This is a genomic window from Afipia dichlorophenoxyacetatis, assembly GCF_055386385.1.
The window spans coordinates 1,438,900-1,464,173 of record NZ_AP029250.1 but is presented as its reverse complement, the minus strand read 5'-3'; the positions used below and the strand labels follow the sequence as shown (position 1 = coordinate 1,464,173).

General features: G+C 59.4%; 23 protein-coding genes. 4 read left to right on the top strand and 19 right to left on the bottom strand.

What is annotated here, in order from left to right; genetic code table 11:
- Positions 1-32: 32 nt before the first annotated feature.
- Both ACZ5C3_RS06785 and ACZ5C3_RS06780 read right to left on the bottom strand, forming a co-directional pair.
- Positions 33-1,634, bottom strand: a complete 1,602-nt coding sequence (locus tag ACZ5C3_RS06785; RefSeq protein ID WP_464036294.1) for an MDR family MFS transporter — start codon at positions 1,632-1,634, stop codon at positions 33-35.
- Positions 1,635-1,749: 115 nt separating this feature from the next.
- The gene (locus tag ACZ5C3_RS06780) at positions 1,750-2,973 is read right to left on the bottom strand and encodes an HlyD family secretion protein (RefSeq protein ID WP_464036292.1); all 1,224 of its coding nucleotides are present in this window, start codon (positions 2,971-2,973) and stop codon (positions 1,750-1,752) included.
- Between the two features lie 129 nt (positions 2,974-3,102).
- On the opposite strand from ACZ5C3_RS06780, the gene ACZ5C3_RS06775 reads away from it, so the two are divergent.
- Positions 3,103-4,005 (top strand): LysR family transcriptional regulator, encoded by a 903-nt coding sequence (locus ACZ5C3_RS06775; protein ID WP_464036290.1) that lies wholly within the window; start codon positions 3,103-3,105, stop codon positions 4,003-4,005.
- Positions 4,006-4,031: 26 nt separating this feature from the next.
- On the opposite strand, the gene ACZ5C3_RS06770 is transcribed toward ACZ5C3_RS06775, so the two are convergent.
- The 6 genes from ACZ5C3_RS06770 to ACZ5C3_RS06745 form a co-directional block, all read right to left on the bottom strand.
- Positions 4,032-4,547: an ureidoglycolate lyase gene (locus tag ACZ5C3_RS06770; protein ID WP_464036289.1), complete on the bottom strand. Its 516-nt coding sequence runs from the start codon at positions 4,545-4,547 to the stop codon at positions 4,032-4,034.
- 69 nt (positions 4,548-4,616) lie between these two features.
- The gene (locus tag ACZ5C3_RS06765; RefSeq protein WP_464036287.1) at positions 4,617-5,360 is read right to left on the bottom strand and encodes an ABC transporter ATP-binding protein; all 744 of its coding nucleotides are present in this window, start codon (positions 5,358-5,360) and stop codon (positions 4,617-4,619) included.
- Positions 5,357-6,076, bottom strand: coding sequence for an ABC transporter ATP-binding protein (locus ACZ5C3_RS06760; RefSeq protein ID WP_464036285.1), 720 nt, complete (start codon positions 6,074-6,076; stop codon positions 5,357-5,359). Before ACZ5C3_RS06760 ends, ACZ5C3_RS06765 begins: the two co-directional genes overlap by 4 nt.
- Entirely contained in the window at positions 6,073-7,044 is a 972-nt protein-coding gene (locus ACZ5C3_RS06755) for a branched-chain amino acid ABC transporter permease (protein ID WP_464036284.1), read from the bottom strand. The genes ACZ5C3_RS06760 and ACZ5C3_RS06755 overlap by 4 nt, the downstream gene beginning before the upstream one ends.
- The gene (locus tag ACZ5C3_RS06750) at positions 7,044-7,943 is read right to left on the bottom strand and encodes a branched-chain amino acid ABC transporter permease (protein WP_464036282.1); all 900 of its coding nucleotides are present in this window, start codon (positions 7,941-7,943) and stop codon (positions 7,044-7,046) included. The genes ACZ5C3_RS06755 and ACZ5C3_RS06750 overlap by 1 nt, the downstream gene beginning before the upstream one ends.
- Positions 7,944-7,961: 18 nt before the next feature.
- Positions 7,962-9,191, bottom strand: coding sequence for an ABC transporter substrate-binding protein (locus tag ACZ5C3_RS06745; protein ID WP_464036281.1), 1,230 nt, complete (start codon positions 9,189-9,191; stop codon positions 7,962-7,964).
- A 259-nt stretch (positions 9,192-9,450) separates the two neighbouring features.
- Between ACZ5C3_RS06745 and ACZ5C3_RS06740 the strand changes: the two genes are divergently transcribed.
- The gene (locus tag ACZ5C3_RS06740; RefSeq protein ID WP_464036279.1) at positions 9,451-10,581 is read left to right on the top strand and encodes a M20 family metallopeptidase; all 1,131 of its coding nucleotides are present in this window, start codon (positions 9,451-9,453) and stop codon (positions 10,579-10,581) included.
- A gap of 81 nt (positions 10,582-10,662) precedes the next feature.
- Here the strand turns inward: ACZ5C3_RS06740 and gabD are convergent, their stop codons facing one another.
- The 6 genes from gabD to ald form a co-directional block, all read right to left on the bottom strand.
- Entirely contained in the window at positions 10,663-12,126 is a 1,464-nt protein-coding gene (gene gabD, locus ACZ5C3_RS06735) for an NADP-dependent succinate-semialdehyde dehydrogenase (protein WP_464036277.1), read from the bottom strand.
- A 226-nt stretch (positions 12,127-12,352) separates the two neighbouring features.
- Entirely contained in the window at positions 12,353-12,799 is a 447-nt protein-coding gene (locus ACZ5C3_RS06730; protein WP_464036275.1) for an acyl-CoA thioesterase, read from the bottom strand.
- 351 nt (positions 12,800-13,150) lie between these two features.
- Positions 13,151-14,197: an ABC transporter substrate-binding protein gene (locus ACZ5C3_RS06725; protein WP_464036273.1), complete on the bottom strand. Its 1,047-nt coding sequence runs from the start codon at positions 14,195-14,197 to the stop codon at positions 13,151-13,153.
- 35 nt (positions 14,198-14,232) lie between these two features.
- Positions 14,233-15,087: an ABC transporter permease gene (locus ACZ5C3_RS06720; RefSeq protein WP_464036271.1), complete on the bottom strand. Its 855-nt coding sequence runs from the start codon at positions 15,085-15,087 to the stop codon at positions 14,233-14,235.
- Positions 15,087-15,911, bottom strand: coding sequence for an ABC transporter ATP-binding protein (locus ACZ5C3_RS06715; protein WP_464036270.1), 825 nt, complete (start codon positions 15,909-15,911; stop codon positions 15,087-15,089). Before ACZ5C3_RS06715 ends, ACZ5C3_RS06720 begins: the two co-directional genes overlap by 1 nt.
- A 330-nt stretch (positions 15,912-16,241) precedes the next feature.
- Positions 16,242-17,357 (bottom strand): alanine dehydrogenase, encoded by a 1,116-nt coding sequence (ald, locus tag ACZ5C3_RS06710; protein WP_464036268.1) that lies wholly within the window; start codon positions 17,355-17,357, stop codon positions 16,242-16,244.
- 130 nt (positions 17,358-17,487) lie between these two features.
- Between ald and ACZ5C3_RS06705 the strand changes: the two genes are divergently transcribed.
- The gene (locus ACZ5C3_RS06705; protein ID WP_464036266.1) at positions 17,488-17,949 is read left to right on the top strand and encodes an Lrp/AsnC family transcriptional regulator; all 462 of its coding nucleotides are present in this window, start codon (positions 17,488-17,490) and stop codon (positions 17,947-17,949) included.
- Here the strand turns inward: ACZ5C3_RS06705 and ACZ5C3_RS06700 are convergent, their stop codons facing one another.
- The 3 genes from ACZ5C3_RS06700 to ACZ5C3_RS06690 all read right to left on the bottom strand — a co-directional run bounded on the left by ACZ5C3_RS06700 (position 17,950) and on the right by ACZ5C3_RS06690 (position 21,814).
- Positions 17,950-18,729 carry a GntR family transcriptional regulator gene (locus ACZ5C3_RS06700; protein WP_464036264.1) on the bottom strand — a complete coding sequence of 260 codons (780 nt, stop codon included), beginning with the start codon at positions 18,727-18,729 and terminating at the stop codon, positions 17,950-17,952. It abuts the gene before it with no gap.
- Between the two features lie 45 nt (positions 18,730-18,774).
- Positions 18,775-20,367, bottom strand: coding sequence for a gamma-glutamyltransferase (gene ggt, locus ACZ5C3_RS06695; protein ID WP_464036262.1), 1,593 nt, complete (start codon positions 20,365-20,367; stop codon positions 18,775-18,777).
- A gap of 64 nt (positions 20,368-20,431) precedes the next feature.
- Positions 20,432-21,814, bottom strand: a complete 1,383-nt coding sequence (locus tag ACZ5C3_RS06690) for an aspartate aminotransferase family protein (RefSeq protein ID WP_464036261.1) — start codon at positions 21,812-21,814, stop codon at positions 20,432-20,434.
- 120 nt (positions 21,815-21,934) lie between these two features.
- Here ACZ5C3_RS06690 and ACZ5C3_RS06685 point away from each other — a divergent pair, with 120 nt between their 5' ends.
- Complete coding sequence (locus ACZ5C3_RS06685; protein ID WP_464036259.1) at positions 21,935-22,417, top strand: N-acetyltransferase family protein; 483 nt, start codon at positions 21,935-21,937, stop codon at positions 22,415-22,417.
- Positions 22,418-22,466: 49 nt separating this feature from the next.
- On the opposite strand, the gene ACZ5C3_RS06680 is transcribed toward ACZ5C3_RS06685, so the two are convergent.
- Together ACZ5C3_RS06680 and ACZ5C3_RS06675 are read right to left on the bottom strand one after the other, a co-directional pair.
- On the bottom strand, positions 22,467-23,891 hold the full coding sequence (locus ACZ5C3_RS06680) for an amidase (RefSeq protein ID WP_464036257.1): 1,425 nt from the start codon (positions 23,889-23,891) through the stop codon (positions 22,467-22,469).
- 52 nt (positions 23,892-23,943) lie between these two features.
- Complete coding sequence (locus ACZ5C3_RS06675) at positions 23,944-25,272, bottom strand: aspartate aminotransferase family protein (RefSeq protein ID WP_464038276.1); 1,329 nt, start codon at positions 25,270-25,272, stop codon at positions 23,944-23,946.
- Positions 25,273-25,274: the final 2 nt, after the last annotated feature.

Genomic DNA, 25,274 nt, shown 5'->3' with positions numbered 1-25,274 from the left:
TACTCTCCTCTCAAGGCTGATTAACGTGATCCTTAGTGAGCTCCGCCACCCGACAGATGTCCGGGCTTCTTGAGCAAAAGCGTTGCGACGAGAGCGACGATCAGCGCGATACCCAGCAGATAGAAGGTGTCGCTAAACGCCATGATGTTCGCCTGTTGCTTGACCCGAGCAGCGACCGCGATGATTGCCTTGTGTTGAGCGGTGGCCAAATCCGAGACGCCGTGACTGAGGAAATAAGACGTCAGCTTCTGGAGACGGCTGCGGGTGGCTTCCTCGAACAGCGAGACAGAATGGGTCAGGACGTTCGAATGAAATTGCTCGCGCTTGGTGAGGAACGTCTGCAGCGCGGCAATGCCGATCGCACCACCAAGATTCCGCATCATGTTGAACAAGGCAGAGGCTAATCCGGCGTTCTCCGGCTCGATGCCGGCGGTCGCGACAGCAGAGAGCGGTGCGAACACCAAGGCTTGACCGACAGCGCGGACGACATTCGGCCACAGCAACTGATCCGCCGCAGTATTGATCGTCATGTGCACGTTCATGAAATTGCTCGCGGCGAACAGGGCAAAGCCGATGGCAATGATAAATCGTGCGTCGAAGCGCTGCATCAGCCGGGGGACCAGCGGGATCAGAAGTAACTGAGGCAATCCGGTCCATGCCAACACCATGCCGATCTGTTCGGAATTGTAACCCTGGATGCGAGCGAGATAGACCGGCAGTATAAACACCGATCCGTACAGCGCGATACCGAGCAGGAAGTTGGCGAGAATGCCAAAGCCGAAATTGCGGCGGGCAAGCAAGCGCAGGTTGAGCAGCGGCTTCTTGCTGGTGAGTTCGATCACCAGGAAGAGAGACAATGCGATTGCGGCAATGATCGACAGGCGCACGATGTATTCAGAGCCGAACCAGTCATCCTTGTTGCCCTCTTCGAGCACGGTCTGGAGTGCGGCAAGTCCGATGGCCATGGTGGCGATGCCGGGCCAGTCGCCCTCACGCAGCAGGTTGAGCTGCATCGGCGCGCGATCGAGCGAGGCCCACAGCATTGCAATCATGATCCCACCCGGCACGAGGTTGACGTAGAAGATGTACTGCCAACCCCAATTCTCGGTGAGATAGCCGCCGATGGTCGGGCCGATGGCAGGCGCGAAGGTCGCGGAGAGTGCGAACAGTGCCAGGCCGATCGGCTGCTTAGCCTTGGGCAGCAACGTGATGATGATGGTGAAGGCCATCGGGATCAGCACGCCGCCAGTGAAGCCCTGAATGGCACGCAGGACGATCATCTGACCGAGATTGGCCGCGAACGCACAGGCTATGGAGAACACCAGGAACAGCACGGCGTTCGTCAGCAGATAGATCCGCACCGAGAAGACGCGTGCCAGCCAAGCCGAGAGCGGAATGACGACGATCTCAGCGATGAGATAGGAAGTGGAGATCCAGCCGCCATCATCGATGCCGGCGCCAATCGCACCTTGAATATCGGCCAGTGACGCGTTGACGATCTGGATGTTGAGCACTGCCATGAACGCGCCGAGCGTCGATCCCACCACGGCGACCCACATCTTGAGCGCGCTGTGGCTTGGTGTTTGTGCGGACGCGGTTTCTGTGCTGCTGGAAGAAATGGCTTGAGCGGTCATGACTGAGCTCCATCTGGCTGATGCCAGACACAATGCCGAATGGGCCGGCAGGCGATAATCGAGGAAAGTCGAAAAGGATTATCCGGCCGGAGTTGAAGATCGGCCGGATAGCTTCTCAGTTGCTCGCAATGACGGGCGCGCGGTGCGGTGCCGATCCCGCAGCGGTTGGATTCTCGTTGCGAGTGCGATCTCGCTCGGCGACAGCGGTCTGCTTGGTGTTGACGGTCGGCTCGACCGACATACCGGCCCGCAGCATTCCAGTCAGGCGGGAGTCATCCAACGTGATCCTCACAGGAATGCGCTGCACGATCTTGGTGAAGTTGCCTGTCGCGTTGTCCGGCGGCAGCAGCGCGAATTCCAGGCCGCTGGCCGGGGAAAGACTGTCTACGTGTCCCGTCAGCTTGACGTCCGGATAACCATCGACCCGCAGCTCGACCGGCTGGCCGTCGCGCACATAGGTGAGCTGGGTCTCCTTGAAGTTGGCGACCACATAAGTGGCATGCAGCGGCACCACCGCCATCAGCTGCGTTCCTGCCGCCACGAACTGACCAACGCGCAGAGAACGCGCGCCCACAGTTCCATCCACCGGCGCAGAGATTGTCGTATAGGACAGATTCAATGTTGCCTGCTGCGCCAGCGCGCGGCTGCGCTCAAGCTGCGCCTGCGCCTGGTCGCGTTCCGTGGTGAGTACTGCGATCTTCTTCTGTGCGGCGATGAGGCCAGACTGATCGCGCTGCAGTTGGGCTGCGGCCTGGCCACGGATGGATTCGGTCTGCTGTGCCCGCTGTGTGGTGCCGGATCCGGTCTTCATGAGATCGCGATAGCGCACAGCATCGGCATCCGCGAAATCGAGCGTCGCTTTGGAAGCATCGATCGCGGCCTGAGCCTGTTCGATCAACGAATGCTGCAGATTGATCTGCGCGTCGAGATTGCGGACCGCGGCAGCCGCGGCGTTGACGTCAGCGTCGGCTTGCGCGAGCGCTGCGCGGAAATCACGATCGTCGATCCGGGCGAGCAATTGCCCCGCCGTCACCGGCTGGTTGTCCTGCACCAGCACGTCGGCGATGTACCCCGCGACCTTGGGCGCGACCGTTGTGTAGTCAGCCTTCACATAGGCGTCGTCGGTGGATTCCAGATACCGGCCCGTCGTCCAGTAGCTGTGGCCGTAATACCCACCAAAGGCCGTACCAGCCAAAAGCACCATCGCCAGCGCCGCACGCTTGATCCGTGCGCGCACGAGCACCGGTGCGGGCTTCGCTTGTTGTTCGGAAGCTTGGCTCCCGTCGTGGTTCACTTCCGCTGCTTGCTGGAAGTTTTCAGTGCGGGGCATCTCGACCATTTTATCCTCCTGTCGCCTGCCGGGGCCGGCGTTGATCTGATGGCAGGAGGATGCAGCGGGTTCCGCGATCTGATAATCTGGGAAAATCCGAAAGGATCATCAACCAGGAGCGGATAATCCGACGCGGCCATGGACCGACTGACGAGTTTAACGGTATTCGGCCAAGTCGTTGAAACCGGAGGGTTTTCAGCCGCAGCACGGCGGCTGAACATGTCCGTGACCATGGTCAGCAACCATATCCAGTCGCTGGAAGACCGGCTCGGCGCCCGCCTCCTGAATCGCACGACCCGAAAGGTCAGCCTGACCGAAATCGGCAAGGCCTATTACGAGCGATCGCGTCAGATCCTCATGGACCTGGACGAGGCGGACCGGATTGCCGACGCTCTGCACTCGACCCCGCGCGGCACGCTGCGGGTGCATACCAATAGTCACATCGTGCGTTTCCTGTCGCCCGTGTTCGACGAATATCTCTCACTCTATCCCGGCGTCTCGATTGATCTCACCACGGGCGAGCGGATGATCGACATGATCGAAGAGGGATATGATCTTGCGATCCGCACGATCGCGCCACCGGACTCCAGCCTGATTATCCGCAAGCTCTCACCGTGGCGCCTCTTCCTATGCTGCACGTCCGCATATCTTGAGAGCCATCCAGAGCCCAAACATCCGTCTGACCTCGCCAATCATAATTGCTTGCAATACACGTTTCATCCTTATGGAGACGAATGGCGTTTCGAAGGACCGCACAAGCAGATGGTCGCGGTTCGCGTCACCGGCAATGTCACCTCAACCAATGGCGAGCTGTTACGCTTTCTGACATTGAAGGGACACGGACTGTTTCTCGCGCCGAGCTTCCTTGTCGCCGATGAACTCGCCGACGGCAGCCTCATTCGGCTGCTGCCGGACCATCGGCCGACCGAATTCGCCATCAATGCGATCTATCCACACCGCAGTCACCTTTCGAGCAAGGTGCGCATCTTTATCGACCTGCTGGCCGACCGATTTGCGGAACATCACAAATGGATGGCTTGAAAGCACGAAGCTGACCTTTTTCCCGATTAGGCTTCTACGATCAGATCGCGATCCGCCTCAAGCCAGAACTCCTCGCAGTCACGGCTGTCCCCCGCCTCCCACATCAGCATCGTCATCAGCGCAGGCGCATCGAGCGCGATCATCGGCGCGTGCCACGCGCCACTGCGATAGCAGACGCCTTGCGTCGGCCCTGCCACAAATGCACGCACCCGCGACACATCGGGCCGCCCGGTGCCATCGTCAGGAGTCACAATCACCAGATAGCTTGCGCATTCCATCGGCGTGAAAACCTGATCCGACAAGGGATGCCGTTCGAAGCAACTGACTTTGAACGGAAGATAGGAGCGATCGACCTGATACAGATCGACGACAGGCCTCATCGCCGGCTGATGCGAAAAAGTCCTGATGCCCTCAAGCCGCCGCGCACGTCCCTGATTCACCAGCCTGCCGGTTTGATCGCCAACCTCAAGCACAGTGCCGAACGTGGAGAAGCGCGCCGCGGTGAGCGGCTCAGCGCGGATGATTTGGGACGCGACAGACATTGATGCAGGCGGCTCCGGCGGCACTGAAACCGGCAGAGCCTACAGCCAACAGCAAACCGTTCAAACCCGTTAAAAATTAATTCCGAGCCAGGATTTCACCTGCTCGTGGAGGTTGCCCTGGAAATCTTCCGGCGCGCCGGACGCCGTGATCTCGCCAAGACTCAGCACATAAATTCGCTGCGACATGGCGATCACGCGGCGCACGTTGTGATCCACCAGCAGGATCGCCATTTGCTCGGAGGCAAAGAGACGAATCCATTCGAAGACTTCTTCGACGATCTTCGGTGAGAGGCCGATCGACGGCTCATCGATCAGGCAAAGGCGCGGCCGCATCAGCCAGGCCTTGGCGAACTCGACCATCTTTTGCTGGCCACCCGACAGATCGCCCGCCTGTGCCTTGAGTTTCGGTTTGAGGCCCGGAAACTTGGTGAGCATTTCCTCGAAGCGGCGATCGATTTCCGCACGGTTCGGGCTTCCCGTCGCCCGGCCAAGACCCTCCATCGGTAACCGCAGATTCTCTGTCACCGTCATGAAGGGGAACAGGCTGGATTCCTGCGGAATATACCAGATGCCGCGCGCGGACAGATGATGAGGTGCAAGACCCGTGATGTCGTTGCCCTCATAGATGACGTGGCCAGCCTTGGGCGCGAGAAACCCGCAGATCGCCTTCATCACGGTGGATTTTCCGGCGCCGTTCAGCCCGATCAGACCGGTGATGGATCCCGCTTCAACATTTAAGCTCAGCGAGCGCAACACATCGATGTCGCCGACATAGCCGGCGGTGACATTATCAAGAGCGAGAACACTGCTCACGCGGCATGCCCTCCAAGATAAGCTTCGATGACATGGGCATCGCTCAGCACGTGACGCGTTGATGCATCGGCAATCACCGCGCCTGCATTCATGCAGACCGAGCGCGGACAAAGCTCGACGACCACCGGCATGTCGTGGCTCACGAGGATAAACGTTTGCCCGCTGGCATGCCGCGAACGGATGAACGTGCTCATGATCTCCTTCATGATCGGGTGCACGGCGGCGAACGGCTCGTCGAGCAGCGCCACCTTGGGCGGCACCATGAAGCACACGCCGAATTCGAGCAGCTTCATCTGGCCGCCGGACAGCTGCCCCGCATCGAGATGGCGGACCACGCCGAGGCGCAATTCGTCGATCAGCTCATTGGCACGCACCATCGCGGCAACAGCATCCAGTCCCTGCGCACGACCGGCCACCAGCAGATTGTCGACCACGTTCATACGGCGGAAGACGCGTGTGAGCTGGAACATCCGCATCACGCCGCGATGGGCCAGTTGCTCGGGTTTCAGCCCGATACAGCTTTTCCCGTCGAGCAGAATGTCGCCTGCATTGGGTTCTGCGTGACCACTCAGAATATTTAGCAGCGTCGTCTTGCCCGACCCATTGGGACCGATCAGACCCACAAGTTCACCCTGCTCGACGTCGAAGCTGACATTGTTGACAGCAATCAGCCCACCATAGCGCTTCACAACGCCCCGAATTGACAGCAGGCTCATGCTGACCTCCAGCGCTGCACCGTGAGTTTCGCAATTCCCCACAGACCGTCGCGGAAGAACCGCGCGAAGATGATCACCAGAAGCGCGAAGACCACGAGCTGATAACCACCAATGTCACGCAGCCACTCGGACAGGACATAGACAAGAAACGCTCCAACCACCGGCCCGACCAAGGTCCCGATGCCGCCGATCACCGTCATGCTGACGATCAAGCCCGTCTGCCCGATCAGCCCCAGTTCAGGCGTCACCAGTTCCGCGAAGTGCGCATAGAGCGCGCCGGCAAAGCCGGATGCCGCCGCCGAGATCGCAAACGCAGCCGTCTTCCAGAACACCACGTCGACACCGCTGCGCGCGGCAGCAACCTCATCGTCACGGATCGCCTGCAGGAAGAGCCCGGCCTTGGAGCGCAGCAGCGCGTAGAGCCCCACCAAAAGTGCCGCGAGCACGCCAAGGAAGAGATAGTACCAGCCAAGGCGGCTGTTGAAGAGGCCGGGAACACTCAGGCCAAGATCGCCGCGGGTGACGTTGATCGAGTTCGACGCGATCAGCCGCAGGATTTCCGCGAAACTCAGTGTGGTAAGCGCGAGATACGGACCCTTGAGACGCAGCACAATCTGGCCCAGCACTAGACCAATCAGACCCGCAATCAGAATGGCAGCGATGATGCCGAGCAGCGGCGGCACGCCGAAATAGGTTGCCAGAAGACCTGTGGCATAAGCTCCGATCATCGCAAAGGTTGCCGGCGCCAGCGAAAACTGCCCGGTGTAGCCGGCAAGGAGATTCCACGCGCCGGCCAGGATCGCGAAGTACATCGAGACGACCAACACGCCGAGCCAATAAGGATTGCTGACCACGACTGGGATCAGCGCTACCACAGCGAGAACGACCAGAGCGGCGCGAAATTCTGTCTCCGTCTTCGTATTCGACAGCTTCGAGGATGACGGCTTGATGGAAGATTGATCTGACATCAGACCTCCCTCCCCTTCTCGCCGAACAGGCCCTGCGGACGAAACAGAAGGAACAGCATCAGCAGTCCGAGGCCAAATGCGTCACGGTAGTCATAGGACAAATACACCGCGCCAAAGCTTTCGATCACGCCCAGCAGAAGGCTCGCGATGATGCTGCCGGGCACGGAGCCCATGCCGCCCAACACCACGATGATGTACGACTTGATTGCCGGGAACGCGCCGACGTCGGGTGATGCGTTGATCACCGGCGACAGCAACGCGCCGGCAAAGGCAGCCAGTCCGCCCGACAGCATGAAGACGATGCTGCTGGCCCGCGCCGTATCGATACCAGCAAGTGATGCGCCAAGGCGGTTTTGCGCGACGGCGCGAATCTGCTTGCCCCAGAACGACCATTTGATGAGCGCGGCCACTGTCGCAATCACAGCGATTGCGATGCCCGCGGCCGCAAGCCGGTGACCGCTGATCAGGATCGGACCGATGGTGACGCGGCTGACATCCACAAGCGTCGGGCCGCGCATTGCATAAGGACCGATCACCTTGTCGACGAGGTTGATCAGGAACAGGGACAAACCGAACGTGACGATGACGGCGTATTCGTCACGCATCAGCCCCCATGAGGCGTAGCCCGCATAGAGCGGACGCATCAGCAGGCGTTCGGTCAGCCAGCCGAACGCCGCGCCGATCAGAAAAGCGATCGGCAGCGACATCCAGACCGGCACGCCGACGGCCAGGGCCACAATCGTGTAGGCATACGCGCCCACCATGTAGAATTCGCCGTGGGCGAAATTCACGATGCGCAAAATGCCGAAGATCAGCGACAGACCGATCGCCATCAACGCATAGAATAGACCTGTGATGAGGCCGTTGACCGCGAGGTCAACGGCAAGTGCTCCAGTCATCGTAAATGCCAGTTATCGTTACTTGGTTGGCTTCCAGAGCTTCGACGGGTCGAGCGGCTTGCCCGGCTCCTCAACCAGCACCGAGTCGGAGACCTTCTGGTTGATGTCCGTCATCTGGAAGGTGACGTAAGGAACCTGCAGCCACTGATGGTTCTTGTAGCCGGCGTCCTTCGAGAAGGTGACTTCACCACGTGTACCGACCAGCTTGGTGTCTTCCAAGGCCTTGATCATGGCGTCAGCATCGGTCGAGTTGGCCCGCTTGATGGCGTCAGCAATGACGAAGAGCGAATCCGCAGCCTGGAATAGCAGCCGGTTCGGCTCATTCTTGGTCTTGGCGGTATATGCATCGCCAACCTGCTTGCCCAGCGGCGGCTGGCTCATCTTCGGATGATAAAGGCCGAACACCAGCAGGCCCTTGCCGGCTTCCTTCACGTTCTGCCAGAAGTCCGGATAGTCGGCGAGACCGGAAGCGTCGTAGAACCACGTTTTAGGCGACGGCGCGATACCTTGCTCATACACCTGGTTCATCATGATATAGGACGCCGGCGGCAGCATGATATCAATCACGACATCCGGCGGATTGGCACGCAACGGCAGAATCGCAGGCAGGAAATCCTTCGATGCGCGATCGAGCGTCTCGAACTTGTAGTCGATCTCCGGCGCCTGCTCCTTGATTTTGGCCCCGATGACCTTCGCAAGCCCGATGCCGTAGTCCGTATTCTCAACAAATGCGACGACACGCTTGGCGCCGAGCGCCTTCATCGATGTTGCGACAGCATCACCGACGCGATTGTTGTAGTTGCCGGGATTGAAGACTTCCGCGTAGCCCTTCTCGCGGATCGTATCCGACCAGCCGTTCGTGTTGACGTACGGAATATGGTACCGCTTGGCGACTTCCATTCCGGCAAGCGCGGCTGAACTCTGATGCTCGCCTGTAATCGCGACGACCTTGTCACGCGTGATTAGCTTCTCGACCGCAGCGCGCGCCTTTTCAGGCAAGCCCTGGGTGTCTTCGACGACCAGCTGAATCGGGCGACCGTTTACGCCGCCAGCGTCGTTGATGATCTTGGCGGCGACTTCGAGGCCGTCCTTGACCTGTGTGCCCTGAACGACCGATCCCGGCGGAGACTGCGTGACGGTGACGCCTATCTTGATGGGGTCAGCCGCCTGTGCGGCGGAAAGCAGCAGCAGCGATGCTGACGCAATAAAGCCGGCCCGCAGGGCCGTACGGATCGATCCGATTGGCATTTGTCTTCTCCCGGTTGGTGGCGCATTTTTATTTTGTGCCTGCGCCTTGGGAACCAGTATGAACAAAGTGCATGCACCTTGGCAAGCCGACCATTGGATAATCGACTGATAATTAATCTCTTTCGCACGACGAAACAGATCTGCGGCGCTTACGTTGCACAGCAAAATTCCGCAAAACTCTCACACGAGTGGCCTGAGCCTCACTTCGCGGATAGAAATACCGCAGAGTGAAATTCCAACCAATGCAGGTTCTCCCTTCATGACCATTGATCCCGTCGAACTCTCGCGTGAACTGATCGCGTTCAACACCATCAATCCGCCGGGGAATGAACTGGCCTGCATCACGCATCTGGAAAAGATTTTGACGCGCGCGGGGCTTGAGACATCCATTCATAGCTTCGCACCCAATCGCGCCAATCTCATCGCTCGGATCGGCGGAGCGAACGAGAAGCCTCCCCTCTGTTTCACAGGTCATGTTGATACCGTGCCGCTCGGCAATGCGCCGTGGAGCGTCGATCCGTTCAGCGCCGAGATCGTGGACGGCAAAATGTATGGCCGCGGTGCCAGCGACATGAAGTGCGCGGTCGCTGCGTTCGTTGCCGCAATCGGGAACATGGCGGAGCAACTGCGCGACACCAGCGGAGCCGTGCTGGTCATTACGGCAGGCGAGGAAATCGGATGCGAAGGCGCGTTTCATCTGGCCCGCGGCGGCCAGCTCGGCCGCGCCGGCGCGATCGTCGTGGCCGAACCGACATCGAACGTCCCGCTTGTTGGGCACAAGGGCGCGTTGTGGCTGAAGCTCACATTAAAGGGCGTGACCGCCCACGGGTCGATGCCGCATCTCGGTGTCAACGCCGCCTACAAAGCCGCGCGCGCTTTGCTGGTGCTCGAAAAATTTCAGTTCAACGTCGCGCCGCATCCATATCTCGGTGCGCCAACGTTGAACGTCGGCACCATTCACGGCGGGCTCAATGTGAACTCGGTGCCCGACCGCACCGAGATCGGGATCGATATTCGCAGCATTCCCGCACTCGATCATGCACGCATTCAGGAACACCTGAGAGCGGAGTTGGGTGACGACATCACGCTGGAGCCGACGGTTGATGTTGGCGCGGTCTGGACCGACCCGTCGTCACCTTGGTTCAAGGATGTCTATGCCGTTGTTCGCGAGGTTACCGGCGAGGACGTTGGCATTGAGCCGAAAACCGCTCCGTACTTTACCGATGCGTCGGCACTGACGCCGGCCTTCGCAAATCCGCCGACCATCATCCTCGGGCCGGGCGAAGCAGCCAAAGCTCACCAGACGGATGAATACTGTTCGGTCCAGCGCATTCGCGAAGCGACCGACATCTATTCAAAACTTGCGGCGAAGTGGAGCAGCGGGACCTGAGCAGATCCCAGCCACAAAAAAAGGATGATGCGCCTGAGCGCATCATCCTGATCTCTTGTTAAAGGCTAGCGCGTGGCGGGCTCAGATCCCACCCATGCAGAGGTACTTGATCTCGAGGTAATCCTCGATGCCGTACTTGGAGCCTTCGCGGCCGTTGCCGCTCTCCTTTACGCCACCGAATGGTGCGACCTCAGTCGAGATGATGCCCTCGTTGATGCCGACGATGCCATATTCGAGCGCTTCGGCCACACGCCACACCCGGCCGATGTCGCGGCCATAAAAGTAGGCAGCGAGACCAAACTCAGTGTCGTTGGCAAGACGGATAGCGTCTTCCTCGGTCTTGAACTTGAAGACCGGCGCGACAGGACCGAACGTCTCCTCGCGGAAGATCAGCATGTCCGGCGTGGTGTCGGTCAGCACGGTCGGTTGATAGAACGAGTGGCCGAGCGCGTGGCGCTTGCCGCCAACGGCGATCTTGGCACCCTTGGCAGTGGCGTCCGCGATGTGCTCTTCCACCTTCTCCACCGCCGCCATGTTGATCAGCGGGCCGATGGTGACGCCGGTCTCGAAACCGTCGCCAACTTTCAGCTCGCTCACCGCCTGCGATAGCGCCTTGACAAACTTGTCATAGATACCTTCTTGGGCAAGGAGACGGTTGGCGCAGACGCAGGTCTGACCAGCGTTGCGGTACTTCGACGCCATCGCGCCCTTCACCGCGGCTTCAATATCGGCATCGTCGAACACGATGAACGGCGCATTGCCGCCGAGCTCCATCGAGGTCCGTTTCACGGTCGAGGCCGACTGCTCCATCAGCTTCTTGCCGATTTCAGTCGAACCGGTGAACGTCACCTTGCGGATGATCGGGTTTGAGGTCATCTCGCCGCCGATCGCGGTTGCAGAGCCCGTCACCACCGAGAGCACGCCCTTCGGCACCCCAGCACGCTCTGCCAGCACAGCCAGTGCCAGCGCCGACAGCGGTGTCTGGCTCGCGGGCTTCACCACCATGGTGCAACCGGCGGCAAGCGCCGGGCCCGCCTTGCGGGTGATCATAGCAGCGGGGAAATTCCACGGCGTGATCGCGGCGCAGACGCCGATCGGTTGCTTCAGCACCACGATGCGGCGGTCGGCGGTGAACGGCGGAATGGTGTCGCCATAGACGCGCTTACCTTCCTCGGCAAACCACTCGATGAAGCTTGCGGCATAGGCGATTTCGCCCTTGCTCTCCGCCAGCGGCTTGCCCTGCTCCGCGGTCATGATGGCCGCAAGATCATCCTGATTGGCCATCATCAGGTCGAACCACTTACGCAGGATAACTGAGCGTTCCTTCGCAGTCTTGGCACGCCAGGCCGGCAACGCGGCATTGGCCAGCTCAATCGCCCGCTTGGTCTCGGCCGCGCCCATGTTCGGCACCGAGCCGACGATCTCACCCGTTGCCGGATTGTCGACCTTAATGGAGCCGCCGCCATCGGCCGCAACCCATTCGCCGCCCACGAAGCAGGCGTCACGCAACAATGTCGAATCCTTGAGTGTCAGTTTTGAAGCCATTCTGATGATGCCTTGTTGACCGGAGCAGCGAGCGTCTTCCGCAGCTTGAAACGGACGATCTTCCCAGAGCCGGCGCGTGAAATTCTTCGGTCAAAATGAACCGATGGACTGTGATTTATAGGCCGATATTCGCCCGCGGCAATCCTTCCAGCGTCCCCCAAAACGATGGCAGCCCTGCTTTCTGCAACGATGCCGCGCAGGCGCATCGCTTGCGCGGCATCGCGCCTCATACCTTTTGCAGTTTCAGCGGCGCGATCGCGGCCTTGAGCGCCTCTGGCAACGGCACGGGTTTGTTGGTCATGCGATCGACATAAACGTGCACGAAGTGGCCTTGAGCCGACGCCACATCCTCTTCGTCCTTGAACAACCCGATCTCATATCGAATGCTGCTGTTGCCCTCGTGGCCCACGCGCACACCCGCATGGATAGTGGAAGGGAAAGCTATCGACTGGAAGTAACGGCACGTGGTTTCCACCACCAGACCGATCACGGGGCTCTTATCGATATCGAGATAGCCTGACTCGATCAGATACTGGCAAACCGCCGTATCGAAGAACGAGTAGTAGGTAACATTGTTGATGTGGCGATAGACGTCATTGTCCATCCAGCGCGTCGTGATCATACGAAAATGCGGAAAAGACGCGCGGGTCTCCGGCTTTGGACGTTCCGTCACAGCAATGCTCCGTTGATTACGAAGCATCGGTGTAAGTAATTTTCCCTAGTGGTTCAATTCTAACATTTGCATCCTGTCTCGCGGGTGCGCTTGCAAATGTTAGAATTAAAGAACCACTAGCAAATATAAACTCCTGGTGGAGCTCAGGATTTGACATTCGCCGAACGAACCTGCTGCGTGACCGGTAGCGAATGTCAAATCCGCTCCACCAGATTTGTCGATGAAGGGCAGGCCTGCAGGAGCACACCGCCCGCGCGGCTCGCTTTACGGCGATCGGCAGCGGGGAAGTCTCAATGGACGGGACGCCCTGCAGCACAGCCGGGCGTCCGATCAGGGAGCGGGTGCTCCCGCTTATTCCGCTTCGATAAGCTTCTTGTCGAAGTTGTTGATGTCCGCGATCAGATCGTTTGTCGTCACCTGAGCCGCGTCGACCTTGCCCTTCAGCAGTTCATTTTTCTGAAGCCAGTCGAAATAGGATTGGAAGGCGCCGACGTCGACTGAGCCCCATTGCTCCGTCTTCGGGTTGTCGAGCCGCCATGACTCGATACGATCGTTGAGGATGGGCTCGTCCTTGGTGATCGCCTCTTCGATATTTCCATCGGAGGGCTTGAGGCGCGGATACATCTCATAGGTGATCTTGATTGCCTCGCGCGGATGAGCGATGCAGTAAGCTGTGCCCATCGCAACTGCACGCGCGAAATTCACAAGATCGGTCCGGCGCTTCTCGATCGTGCTGTCCATCGCGACCATGGCATTGCTCGGGAAAGCCTTTATCTCTGGATCCTGAATACGGCGCAACTTGATGCCTGCGCGTTCAACCTGGGTGTAGTAGGTATCAAACAGGCTCAGTATTTTCACATCGCCGCGGCGCATGAGCGTCGCCGTCTGCGCTGGCTCTCCCGTCACCACGATCCTGATATCAGTCTGCGGATTAAGGCCTGCATTGGCTGCCAGTGCGCGAGCGACTGTCACCCCGACGGACGACATAGAGGTGACGCCGATCGACTGCCCCTTCAGATCAGCGTAGGTCTTGAAATTGCTGTCAGCAGCGACTGCCAGGCCGAAAACGTTACGGCGAAAGGTGGAGTAAAACACCTTCGCCTTGACGCCCTGCAATGCGAGGATTCCCAGCGGCTCCGGGGAGGCCAGCGCGACATCGAGCTCACCGGTCGCCAGATTACGCAAGCAATCGTTCGATCCGCCAAAGGTGAACAGATCGAAGTCGATATTGTTCTCCTTGAACCAGCCTTTCTTCTGGGCAACCGCAAGCTGGGCAATCGCCACACTGTATGTATTCGAGCACCAGCCAAACCGGAGCTTGTTCGCTGCGCTGGCGGGACCTGCTGAAACAGCAACGGCGAGACTGGCAGCAAGCGCCAACATCATTCGTGAATACATCAGGGACTCCTTCGGGATGATACGGCGTTCTTTATTCAGGATGTTACTCGGGACGGTGTCTGAACAACGTTGTGAGCAGCGTCCACATCTTCGGGTTCAGGCGCGGTCGTGTCTGGCCGCCGCTCCCAATAGATCAATCGCTTGCGAAGCTGCGAAACGAGGTAGTTGAGCACGAGACCGACAACGGCGAGCACCACGAGCACCGAGAACGACCCTGCGACATCCATCGAGAAATTCATGCTCTGAACGAGCATGCCGAGGCCGTTTTCCGCGCCGATGAATTCCGCGACTACCGCGCCGATCAAGGCGAAGGTCAGCGCGATTTCCAAACCTGCCATAATGAACGGCAGCGCAGCTGGCAGGCGCAGCATCCAGAATACCTGGAAATTCGATCCATCCAGAGAACGCACGAGATCCACGCGATCCTGATCGACCGAGCGCAGGCCCGCGATCGTGTTCACCATCACCGCGAAGAAGCAGATCAACGCCGCCGCAATCACCTTCGACGTGATGCCGAGGCCGAACCACAACACGATGAGCGGCGCGAGCGCGACCTTGGGCAACGACTGCAGGACGATCGCGTAAGGGTAGACGAAGTATTCGACGTAGCGATTGGTCGCGATGCCGACACCGAGCAGGAAGCCGATCCCTGATCCGATGGCAAATCCCGCAAGGACTTCAGCGAGCGTAATGCCCATGTGCCAAAGATAGAGCCCGCTGGCGAGGCCGTTATAGAGCGCAACCATAACGGATGAAGGTTTCGGGATCACGAAGGCTGGAACGTTGAAGTAGCGGACCGTGAGTTCCCACAATCCGAGCAGGGCAAAGAACAGCGCAATGCTGATGGCACGATGGAGAAATGTCGGACGGATCGGGCTGTCGCTGTTCATCAGTCGATCACTCCGCTTGAGCCAAAGTGCGCCCGGATGCGGCTGACATAGGCACCGAATTCAGGGGAGTTCATGATTTCCAGGCCTCGCCCTGCAGGCAGATCGATGTCCATGATTTCAGCGACGCGTCCGGGACGCGGCGTCATCACCACGACGCGGTTCGCCATGAAGACCGCTTCAGGAATCGAGTGCGTGATGAACAGAATGCTCTTGTTGCTCTCGAGCCAGAGCCGCTGAAGCTCGAGATTCATGCGCTCGCGCGTCATAGCGTCGAGTGCACCGAACGGTTCATCCATGAGCAAGATCGCCGGATCATGCAGCAGTGCCCGCGCAATGGAGACACGCTGCTGCATGCCGCCCGACAGTTCGTTCGGATAACGGCGCTTGAAGTCCGTCAGGCCGACGAGATCGAGCAGCGAATGCGCCCGCTGCAGAGAGCGCTCACGGTCGAGCTTCTGCACATCGGCGGGCAGCATGACGTTCTCGATCACCGTGCGCCATGCAAACAGCAACGGTGCCTGAAACACCGTTCCGATGTCGCGGCGCGGTCCCGTGGTGACGATGCCGCCAATGCGCGTTTCACCCGCGCTCGGCGTCAATAGACCGGTGAGAATTTTCAGCAGCGTGGATTTGCCGCAGCCCGAGGGGCCGACGATTGCAACGAATTCGCCCTGACGAACATCGAGAGAGACCTTGTCGAGCGCGGTGACGACACCGTCATCAACACGGAAGCGCTTCGACAATTGATTGACGACGATGGCCTGACCATCGGCGCCGTGATGAGTAAGCGGTTCTTCCACCGCAGCGGCAGCCTGTGTGGGCATCAGCAACTCAACTCCCTCGCTCCGCCTTATTTTTTACGTGGCGGTTGATACCGACATATTGGCATCAAGCAACCATCACCGCAATTTGAATCCTAGATTGTATACAAAATCGTAGCCAGTTTCCTGTCAACCCTGAAAACCTTTTTGCATCAGCGAGATAGAGGCCCCGACCCTCTGCTGTTTCAGCATGGGTGACCATCTTCAAGGCAGCGGAACATGAAAAAAGCCCGCAAGGCCAAAGACCCTGCGGGCTGAGAGCAAAACGACGGCACGCGCTGATCAAAGAAGCAGCATCGGAACACCGACATTCATCTCGAAATTATTTTCAGCTTAGGCCGCGAGCGCGGTTTGAGGCGCCACGAACGACACACCCAGACTTTCCGCGACAGCTTGGTTGGTGATGACGCCGCGGTGAACATTCAATCCCGCCGCAAGATGCGGATTGGACATGACCGCATCGATCCCACCCGCTGCGAGCGCCAGCCCAAACGGTAAGGTCGCGTTATTGAGCGCATAGCTTGAGGTCAACGGAACCGCACCCGGCATATTCGCAACGCAGTAGTGAATGACGCCGTCGATTTCGTAAGTCGGCTCCGCGTGGGTCGTCGCATGGGATGTCTCGAAGCAGCCGCCCTGGTCAATGGCCACATCCACCAGAACTGCACCACGCTTCATCCCGCCCAGCATCGCGCGTGAGACAAGCCGCGGTGCGCTTGCACCGGGAACAAGCACTGCGCCGATCACAACATCCGCGGCGACGACCTCGTCCTCGATCGCTTGCAGCGTTGAAAATCGTGTGCGTACGCCGCCCTTAAACAATTCATCCAGTTCACGCAGACGAGGCAACGACTTGTCGAGAACCACGACATCGGCGCCAAGACCTGCGGCCATTCGCGCTGCATGGGTGCCGACGACACCACCTCCGATCACAGCCACGCGCGCCGGCAAAACGCCCGGAACACCACCCAGCAAAAGGCCACGGCCACCAACGTGACGCTGCAGCGACTGCCCCGCGGCTTCGATGGCGAGCCGTCCCGCAACTTCGCTCATCGGCGCCAGTAGCGGAAGACCGCCGGCCTTGTCGGTCACTGTTTCATAGGCAACGGCTGTCACGCCGGATTCAACCAGCCCGCGCGCCTGATCAGGATCGGGAGCCAGATGAAGATAGGTGAAAAGGATCTGGTCCTTGCGCAGCTGCTTCCACTCTGAAGGCTGAGGCTCCTTCACCTTCACGATCATTCGCGCTTTCGCGAACACGTCCGTCGCGGATGGCGCGATCGTTGCGCCGGCGGTTTCATAGGCAGCATCAGTGGCGCCGATACCGGCCCCTGCACCGCTCTGCACCAGCACCGAGTGACCCGCTGCGGTGTATTCACGGACCGCCTCCGGCGTCAGGCCGACACGGTATTCATGGACTTTGATTTCTTTGGGAACGCCGATCAGCATTGCAGTCATCTCCGATTTGATGACGCAATTTTACCGCGACGTCCGCGCGCTTTTCGGGCTATAATGATGAACACTGGATTACATACGCCCGTTTCGGGCGCAGATCTGCAAATTCAAGATCGAAACTAACATGAGTGAACTTGATCGATTTTCCGTCGCCCTCCTGAAGGAGTTGGTGAAGGACGGACGCGCGAGTCACGTCGAACTTTCACAAAAGATAGGCCTGTCTCCCACCGCCTGCGCGCGCCGCCAAAAGGCGCTCGAACAAGAAGGCGTAATCACCGGCTATCAGGCTATTCTCGGTGACAAGGCTCTTGGTCTGGGCGTCCACGTTATCGTCCGCATCACACTCGACAGCCAGAGCGAAGACGTGCTCCGCAGTTTTGAGCAGGCCATCGAGCGATGCCCGTCCGTGGTGCGCTGCTTTCTGATGTCAGGCCCTGACGACTATCTCGTCACCGTCGCGGCTCGCGATATCGAAGACTACGAACACATCCACAAGAGCCAGCTGTCCCGTCTGCCTCACGTCTTTCGCATCCAGTCGAGCTTCGCGCTGCGGCAGGTGATCGATCGGCCCGCGCTTCCTGTTTAGTTAAACTGTTTTCGCACCGTTCCTTGCACGCCGGGGGCGTGCAGCAGCAACCACGGCGGTTGCCGCCTCACCATCAACAGCCATGCGGCGATAGCGGTAAACTTCCTGCACCTTGGTCATGTTTTGCAGCGAGCTGCGCACGTGGCGACGTGCTGCCTTGGCCGCTGCCGCACCGTCGCGCGCGCAAATCGCATCTGCAATAGCGCGGTGTTCGTCGAGGCCGGTGTCCTCGATATCGACCCACAGCACTTCGAGCCACAGCGCGAGCTGAAGCTGCTGATAAACCTGCTCGGACATCTTGATGAGCGCAATATTGCGCGTCGATTCCACGATCACCTTATGGATTCGAATTCCGAGTTCGAGATCACGTGCGACATCGGCGGGTGTGGTTTTCTTGCTCTTATGAAGCTCCGCCATCTGCGCGACAATGTCGCGGATCACGTCGAGATCTTGGTCCGTTGCGGTCTTGCAGGCGAGTTCAGCCGCACACGCATCGAGCGCTTCGCGCACGACAAGAAGATCGCAAACGGCTTCAACGTTGAGGTCGACGACGGTGTAACCGACGTTCCTTTGCCCGATGACAAGCCCCTCTTCCTCGAGCTTCATCAGGGCTTCGCGCAGCGGCGTGCGGCTGACACCGATGCGTTCGGCAAGTCGGCTTTCCGACAATCGTTCCGACGGGCGCAGCCGCCCCGTCAGGATCATGTCCTTGAGACGGTCATAAGTCGTATGCCGCACCGATTGGCGCGACTGCTTTTTGACGATCGCCGGTTTGCTCATCAATGTTCTCAGGCTTGCCAATTCAAGCCCATCATCCTTATCCGTTCAGAACCCGAGCGCGCAACCGTCCTTGCGGTGATCCGAGCCGCCGAAAAGCGTGCCATTGTCCCAGTCGATCCAGATCGCTTGCGCGCCGCCGATCGGCCACCGTGGCGGCTGGACATGGAAGCCGCGACGCGCAAGTTCGGGCCCGACTGAATCGAGCAGGATCTTCTCCATTTCCACATTGGCCGTTCCCGGCAAGGGAAACAGGCGCGGCTGATCAATCGCGCTCTGAAGATCGAGACCATGGTCGAACACCTTCGATAGGAAGTGCGCGTGGCCCATGGCCTGATAGTGTCCGCCCATAACGCCAAACGACATGCAGACCTTGTCACCTTCGACCACCATCCCCGGGATAATCGTATGCATCGGGCGCTTCCGCGGCCCAATCGCATTCGGATGGCCCTCTTCAACAACGAAGCTGATGCCGCGATTGTGGAACAGCACGCCTGACTTCGGAGCCATCAGTCCGGTGCCGTACGGATGGAACAGCGAGTTGATGAAGCTGACGACGTTACGATCCTTGTCGACGACGGAGATGTAGACCGTATCCTTGTGTTCGGCTGCCTCAAACGCCGGCATCGGCTGAATCGCCTTGGACAGATCGATCTTTGCGGCGAGTTCATCGGCGAGCTTGTCCGAGAGAAGATAGTCAACGGGCACGTGCGATATCGCCATATCCGCGACGAACGCATCGCGCGCTGCATAGGCAAGCCGCGTCGCCTCGATCTCGATGTGGAGATTGTCCGCATTGAGCGGATCTGGCTTCACCTTGAAGCGCGACAGGATGTTCAGGATCATCAGCGCGATGATGCCCTGGCCATTCGGCGGGCACTCGTAAACGGTACGTCCGCGAAAATTCGTCTTGATGGGGGTGACGTATTCGCCCTTGGCTTCTGCAAAGTCCTGCTTCGTGTGCAATCCGCCGATGCTCTGCAGATAGCTCACCATATCGTCGGCGACATCGCCACGATAGAACGCATCAGGGCCTTCGCGGCCGATCAGTTCCATCGTTGCCGCGAGCTCACGCTGATACTGGATGTGGCCGACAGGCGGCGCTTGATCTCCAGTCAGGAAAGTCCTCCGCGACGATGGATCCGCCTTCAGAAGATCAAGCTGATTAGCAATGTCCGAGGAGACACGCGGCGTAATGGGATAACCACCGCGCGCCAATTCGATCGCGGGGGCCAGCACCTCCGCCATCGGCATGCGGCCATGATCCTTGTTGAGACGGCACCAGGCTTCAACCGCCCCCGGCACGGTGACGGCATGGGGCGTCTGCCGATCGATCGTCGTGATGCCCTTGTTGCGGTACCAGTCGAGCGTCGCGGCAGCCGGAGTTTTGCCGGAGCCGTTGTAGGCCACGATGTCGGTTGAGCCACCGCGCGACCACAACACGAAGCAATCGCCTCCGATGCCGGTCGATCCTGCTTCCACAACGCATTGGACCGCGCAGGCCGCAATAGCCGCGTCCATCGCGTTGCCGCCTGCCCGTAACACATCCACCGCGACAAGGGTTGAAGCCGGATGAGATGTCGCCGCCATGCCGTTTCGCGCGACAGCCAATGAACGGCCAGGAGCTTCAAAATTCCGCATCAGTGTTCAACCCTTCCCAAATATTGTCGTCGGCGACTCGCAATGATCCAGCAGAGTCGTGCCGTTATTTAAGACCACTATTCTTGAGCCACGCCAGAGTTTCATCAAGCGATAGCTTGATTCTTTCCAGCATATCCTCGATCTGCGCTGCGGTAATGATCAGCGGCGGACAAAGGTTCACGGTGTCCCCCAACGCCCGCGTGATCACGCCGTTCGCCTGCGCCCGCTTGCCGGCATAGGTGGCCACACCCAAGGAAGGATCGAACGGTTCCTTCGTCGCCTTGTCACGCACCACTTCCAGCGTTGCGATCAAGCCCGCCCCGCGCGCTTCGCCAATCAGCGGATGATTGCCGAGTTCTCGCATCCCGGCCTGGAAGGCCGGAGCGATGGAACGAACGTGGCCGACGATGTCGCGCTCTTCGTAGATCTTCAGAGTCTCGACGGCCACGGCGGTTGCAACAGGATGTCCGCCATAGGTAAAACCATGACCGAAGGTGCCGATTGCTCCACTTTCGGAAGCGATTGCGCGATACACCTTCTCGTTGATCATCAGTGCCGAGATCGGCTGGTATGCCGCTGAAAGCTGCTTCGCCATCGAGATCATGTCCGGCTTGATGCCGAACGTTTCACAGCCGAACATGTTGCCGGTGCGCCCGAAGCCGCAGATCACCTCGTCAGCGACGAACAGAACATCGTATTTGCGCAGGACGGCCTGGATTTTCTCGTAATAGGTCGGCGGCGGCACGATACAGCCACCTGACGCCATCAGCGGCTCTGCAAAGAACGCACCGACAGTCTCCGGCCCTTCGCGCAGGATCATCTGCTCAAGTGAGTCCGCGCAACGCGTCGCGAATTCCTCTTCCGTCTCGCCCGGATTGGCATAGCGATAGTAATGCGGGCAATCCGTGTGCAGAATGCCGTTGATCGGCAGGTCGAACGCGCGGTGATTGTTCGGCAGCCCCGTGAGACTCGCTGAAGCGACCGTCACCCCGTGATACGCACGGATGCGCGAAATGATCTTTTTCTTGGCCGGCTTCCCGATTGCATTGTGGTAGTACCAGACGATCTTGACCGCCGTGTCGTTCGCTTCCGATCCCGAATTCGCAAAGAACACTTTCGACATCGGAACGGGCGCAAGCGCGATCAGCCGCTCGGCCAATTCAATAGCGGTCTCATGCGATTTGCCACCGAACGAGTGATAGAACGGCAGCTTCTGCATCTGCGCGACGGCAGCATCCACCAGCCGTTTCTCGCTGAAACCGAGGGACGCACAGAACAGTCCGCCAAGGCCTTCGATGTACCGATTGCCTTCGTTGTCGACGACATAGATCCCATCGCCATGTGAAATAACGAGGGGGCCTTCCTTCTCGTGGACTATGGCATTCGTATAGGGATGCAGAACATGAGCGACGTCCCGTGCCTCGATCGAATTTGGACGTATGCCCATGATATTGCTCCGCGAATTCCTGGAATGAGCCCATGGCCCCGGGGGATAAGATCAATATTGTATACGATCTTGCATCCATGTAAATCGGCGTTTAGGCTTCTCAACATCAGGGAGCTGCCCATGAATTCGGCAATCGATATCCGGTACGCAACCGCAAAAGATGCCGACGACATCGTGGCGCTATTCTCTCGCGTCGTCGAGCCGCTCGACATTTATTCGCAAGCGGCGCGGTCGGATGAAATCCGGAAATTCTCGCAAGCCGAATTACAGCGGCGGATCGCTGAAGATGCCCGCGCAATTTCGCTCGCCATTGTGAACGATAAACTCGCAGGATTTGCGATCACCGAAGACCAGCACGGACCGATCTGGATCCATTGGTACGGCGTGAATCCCGATCACCGCGGACACGGCGTCGGGCGGGCGATCCTGCAGCACATGATCGCCTCTGCACCTGAGCGCGGAGGAACGCGGATCTGGTGCGATACGCGGACAAACAACGTCGGCTCAATCGCGCTGTTGGAAGAACTTGGGTTCGAGCCACTCTGCGAGCTCAAGAACCATTGGCACGGCCAGGACTTCTATCTCTGGTCGCGGGACATCTAATGAAACAGCGGGCGCCAAAGACGCCCGCCGTCGTTGATCGATGAGAGACTTAGCGCGCTGGCCGCGGATCGATCGGCGTCGAGCCGCGCAATCCGAGAATGTCTTCCAGCACTTTCGCACCGGCCAGAAGCTGCGCCTCGCCACGCGGCGCGGCAATAACCTGCAGTCCGACTGGCAGGCCAGACTTTGTAAATCCGCAGGGGATCGACATCGCCGGGCTGCAGATCAAAGTGATGGCATACACGATTGCCAGCCACTGGACGTAGTTGTCGAACTTCACGCCGTCGCATTCGGCGGCATAGCGATTTTCAATCGGGAACGGCTGCACGATGGTGGCGGGCGCCAGCAACAGGTCGTAGGTTTTGAAGAACTCGATCGCGCGGTTCATCATTGCAAGGCGCTGGGCTTCGGCACGCTCCAGATCCTCGACCGTGAGCTTCAGCCCCTTTTCGATGTTCCAGATCACTTCCGGCTTGAGCAGATCGCGCTTGGTCCGCAGCAGTTGAGCTTTGCTGATGGCGAAGTCATAGGCACGCAAAGTCTGGAAGCATTCGTGCGCCTCCTTCATATCCGGATGCGCTTCCTCGACGATCACACCCGCTTCCGCGAAACGCTCCGCGGCCTTGCGCGTGAGTGCTCTAACTTCCGGATCGACAGGCGTAATTCCGAAATCGGGTGAATACGCAACTTTCTTGGGCTTGCGGCCCGATCGCGCCGCATCAAGATAGGAAATTGGAAGCGCGGGCAGCGACACCGGATCGCCGATGTGCTCGCCGCACATGGCGTCTAACATCAGCGCGAGATCTTCGACGTTACGCGCCATCGGCCCGTTGACGTTCAGTGTCCGGGCAATCGCAGCCGCCGGCGTCACTGCAACGCGGCCGATGCTGGGCCGCATGCCGACCACGCCGCAGAAGCTTGCCGGATTGCGCAGCGAGCCGCCCATGTCCGAGCCATGGGCAATCCAGGCCGTGCCGCTGGCAAGCGCCGCAGCGGCGCCGCCTGACGATCCCGCTGCCGACTTCGACAGATCCCATGGATTGAGCGTCGGGCCGAAAACCTCGTTGAAAGTGTTGGCGCCGGCACCGAACTCCGGCGTATTGGACTTGGCGTAGACAATGCCGCCGCTGGATTCGAGCTGCAGCACCGCCGTGCCGGATTGTTCAGGAACGCGGTCCTTGAAGATCGGCGAGCCCTGGGTGGTCAGCACCCCAGCCACGTCCGTCAGATCCTTGATCGGCACCGGCAGGCCCGCGAGAACGCCGCGCTGGCCACGCGGCCTCTCCATCAGCGCCTTGGCGTTCTTTCTCGCGCGATCGAAGCAAAGGGTCGGCAGCGCATTGACCTTGCCGTCCACCTCGGCGATACGCGCTTCCAGCACGTCCAGCAGCTCGAGCGGCGTGACGTCGCCTGCGTTCAACTTATCAACGATCGCGCAGGCGGTTGCACGGATCAGCTCATTGCCACCAGACATCCTTGTCTCCTTTTTGGATCATCCTTTTTGGACGGGCGGCACTATGCGTCGATCATTTGCCTTGGGCAATATCCGTCAGCACCTCATCCATCGCGTTGAGGAAAATATCGGCATTTGCCCGCGAGAAGACGAGCGGCGGCCTAATTTTCAGAATGTTCGCGCCCGGACCGCAAGCGCTGATCAGCACACGCTTCTCCCGCAAGCCGTTGACGAGGCGAGCGGTCTCATTCGGCGCAGGCTGACGCGTGGTGCGATCTTTGACCAGTTCAACGCCGACGAACAGTCCCGCCCCGCGCACATCTCCGATCAATGCATGGCGCTGCGCCAGCGCGCGCAAACCATCACGCATGTGTGAACCAACATCCTTTGCGTTCGCGATCAACCCTTCCCGCTCGATGACTTCGAGCACCGCCATCCCTGCTGCACAGGACACCGGATTGCCGCCGAACGTATTGAAGTAACGCGTGCGCTGCCCGAACACGTCCAGAATTTTCGGCTGGGCGACCATCGCCGCCATGGGATGACCGTTCCCCATGGGCTTGCCCATGGTCACGATCTCGGGGATCAGGCCATGGCGCGCAAAGCCCCACATGCCCTCACCGGTGCGCCCAAAGCCGGGCTGTACTTCATCAGCGATGAGCACGCCTCCAGCCTTGCGGATCACCTCGACAGCCGGAGCGAGGAAGCCGGCCGGATCGGAGAAGACGCCATCGCTTGCGAAGATCGAATCCACGAGCAGCGCGGCAGGCTTGATGCCATGCGCCTGCATATCCGCGATCGCCTTGCGCACATTCTCTGCGAAAGTCTCGCCGACATCCTTGCCGCCGCTGCGATAAAGATCCGGGGCCGGCACGGTGCGGACGTGCGAACCTAATTCGATCCCGCTGCCGAGAGAGGGCGACATTTCGGAAATCGCGATCGTCACGCCGTGATAGGCAAGCTGCGTGACGATCACGCCGGTTCCGCCGGTGTATGTCCGTGCCGCGCGATAGGCGAGATCGTTCGCTTCGCTGCCCGTGCAGGCGAACATCACGTTGGATAATTCTTTCGGGAAACTCGACAACAGCCGCTCGGCATAATCGACAATGCCGTCGGTCAGATAACGCGTATGCGTGTTGAGCGTCGCAGCCTGCTTGCTGAGCGCCGCCGTCACATGAGGATGGCAATGACCGACGCAGGCGACATTGTTGTAGACATCCAGATACGCATTGCCATCAGGATCGTACAGCCAGACGCCCTCGCCGCGCACCAGATGCACAGGATTGGCGTAAAACAGACGATACGCAGGACCGAGCGCACGCTCACGGCGCGCAATCAGCGCGCGCTCCTGCTCTGCCATATTCGTTGCGTTTGAGGCATCGAAGGCATTGATCATCGTCATCT

Coding starts and splice junctions, on each gene's coding strand:
- ACZ5C3_RS06785 (WP_464036294.1), bottom strand. CDS start 1,634: ATGACCGCTCAAGCCATTTCTTCCAGCAGCACAGAAACCGCGTCCGCA.
- ACZ5C3_RS06780 (WP_464036292.1), bottom strand. CDS start 2,973: ATGGTCGAGATGCCCCGCACTGAAAACTTCCAGCAAGCAGCGGAAGTG.
- ACZ5C3_RS06775 (WP_464036290.1), top strand. CDS start 3,103: ATGGACCGACTGACGAGTTTAACGGTATTCGGCCAAGTCGTTGAAACC.
- ACZ5C3_RS06770 (WP_464036289.1), bottom strand. CDS start 4,547: ATGTCTGTCGCGTCCCAAATCATCCGCGCTGAGCCGCTCACCGCGGCG.
- ACZ5C3_RS06760 (WP_464036285.1), bottom strand. CDS start 6,076: ATGAGCCTGCTGTCAATTCGGGGCGTTGTGAAGCGCTATGGTGGGCTG.
- ACZ5C3_RS06755 (WP_464036284.1), bottom strand. CDS start 7,044: ATGTCAGATCAATCTTCCATCAAGCCGTCATCCTCGAAGCTGTCGAAT.
- ACZ5C3_RS06750 (WP_464036282.1), bottom strand. CDS start 7,943: ATGACTGGAGCACTTGCCGTTGACCTCGCGGTCAACGGCCTCATCACA.
- ACZ5C3_RS06745 (WP_464036281.1), bottom strand. CDS start 9,191: ATGCCAATCGGATCGATCCGTACGGCCCTGCGGGCCGGCTTTATTGCG.
- ACZ5C3_RS06740 (WP_464036279.1), top strand. CDS start 9,451: ATGACCATTGATCCCGTCGAACTCTCGCGTGAACTGATCGCGTTCAAC.
- gabD (WP_464036277.1), bottom strand. CDS start 12,126: ATGGCTTCAAAACTGACACTCAAGGATTCGACATTGTTGCGTGACGCC.
- ACZ5C3_RS06725 (WP_464036273.1), bottom strand. CDS start 14,197: ATGTATTCACGAATGATGTTGGCGCTTGCTGCCAGTCTCGCCGTTGCT.
- ACZ5C3_RS06720 (WP_464036271.1), bottom strand. CDS start 15,087: ATGAACAGCGACAGCCCGATCCGTCCGACATTTCTCCATCGTGCCATC.
- ACZ5C3_RS06715 (WP_464036270.1), bottom strand. CDS start 15,911: ATGCCCACACAGGCTGCCGCTGCGGTGGAAGAACCGCTTACTCATCAC.
- ald (WP_464036268.1), bottom strand. CDS start 17,357: ATGCTGATCGGCGTTCCCAAAGAAATCAAAGTCCATGAATACCGTGTC.
- ACZ5C3_RS06705 (WP_464036266.1), top strand. CDS start 17,488: ATGAGTGAACTTGATCGATTTTCCGTCGCCCTCCTGAAGGAGTTGGTG.
- ACZ5C3_RS06700 (WP_464036264.1), bottom strand. CDS start 18,729: ATGAGCAAACCGGCGATCGTCAAAAAGCAGTCGCGCCAATCGGTGCGG.
- ggt (WP_464036262.1), bottom strand. CDS start 20,367: ATGCGGAATTTTGAAGCTCCTGGCCGTTCATTGGCTGTCGCGCGAAAC.
- ACZ5C3_RS06690 (WP_464036261.1), bottom strand. CDS start 21,814: ATGGGCATACGTCCAAATTCGATCGAGGCACGGGACGTCGCTCATGTT.
- ACZ5C3_RS06685 (WP_464036259.1), top strand. CDS start 21,935: ATGAATTCGGCAATCGATATCCGGTACGCAACCGCAAAAGATGCCGAC.
- ACZ5C3_RS06680 (WP_464036257.1), bottom strand. CDS start 23,891: ATGTCTGGTGGCAATGAGCTGATCCGTGCAACCGCCTGCGCGATCGTT.
- ACZ5C3_RS06675 (WP_464038276.1), bottom strand. CDS start 25,272: ATGACGATGATCAATGCCTTCGATGCCTCAAACGCAACGAATATGGCA.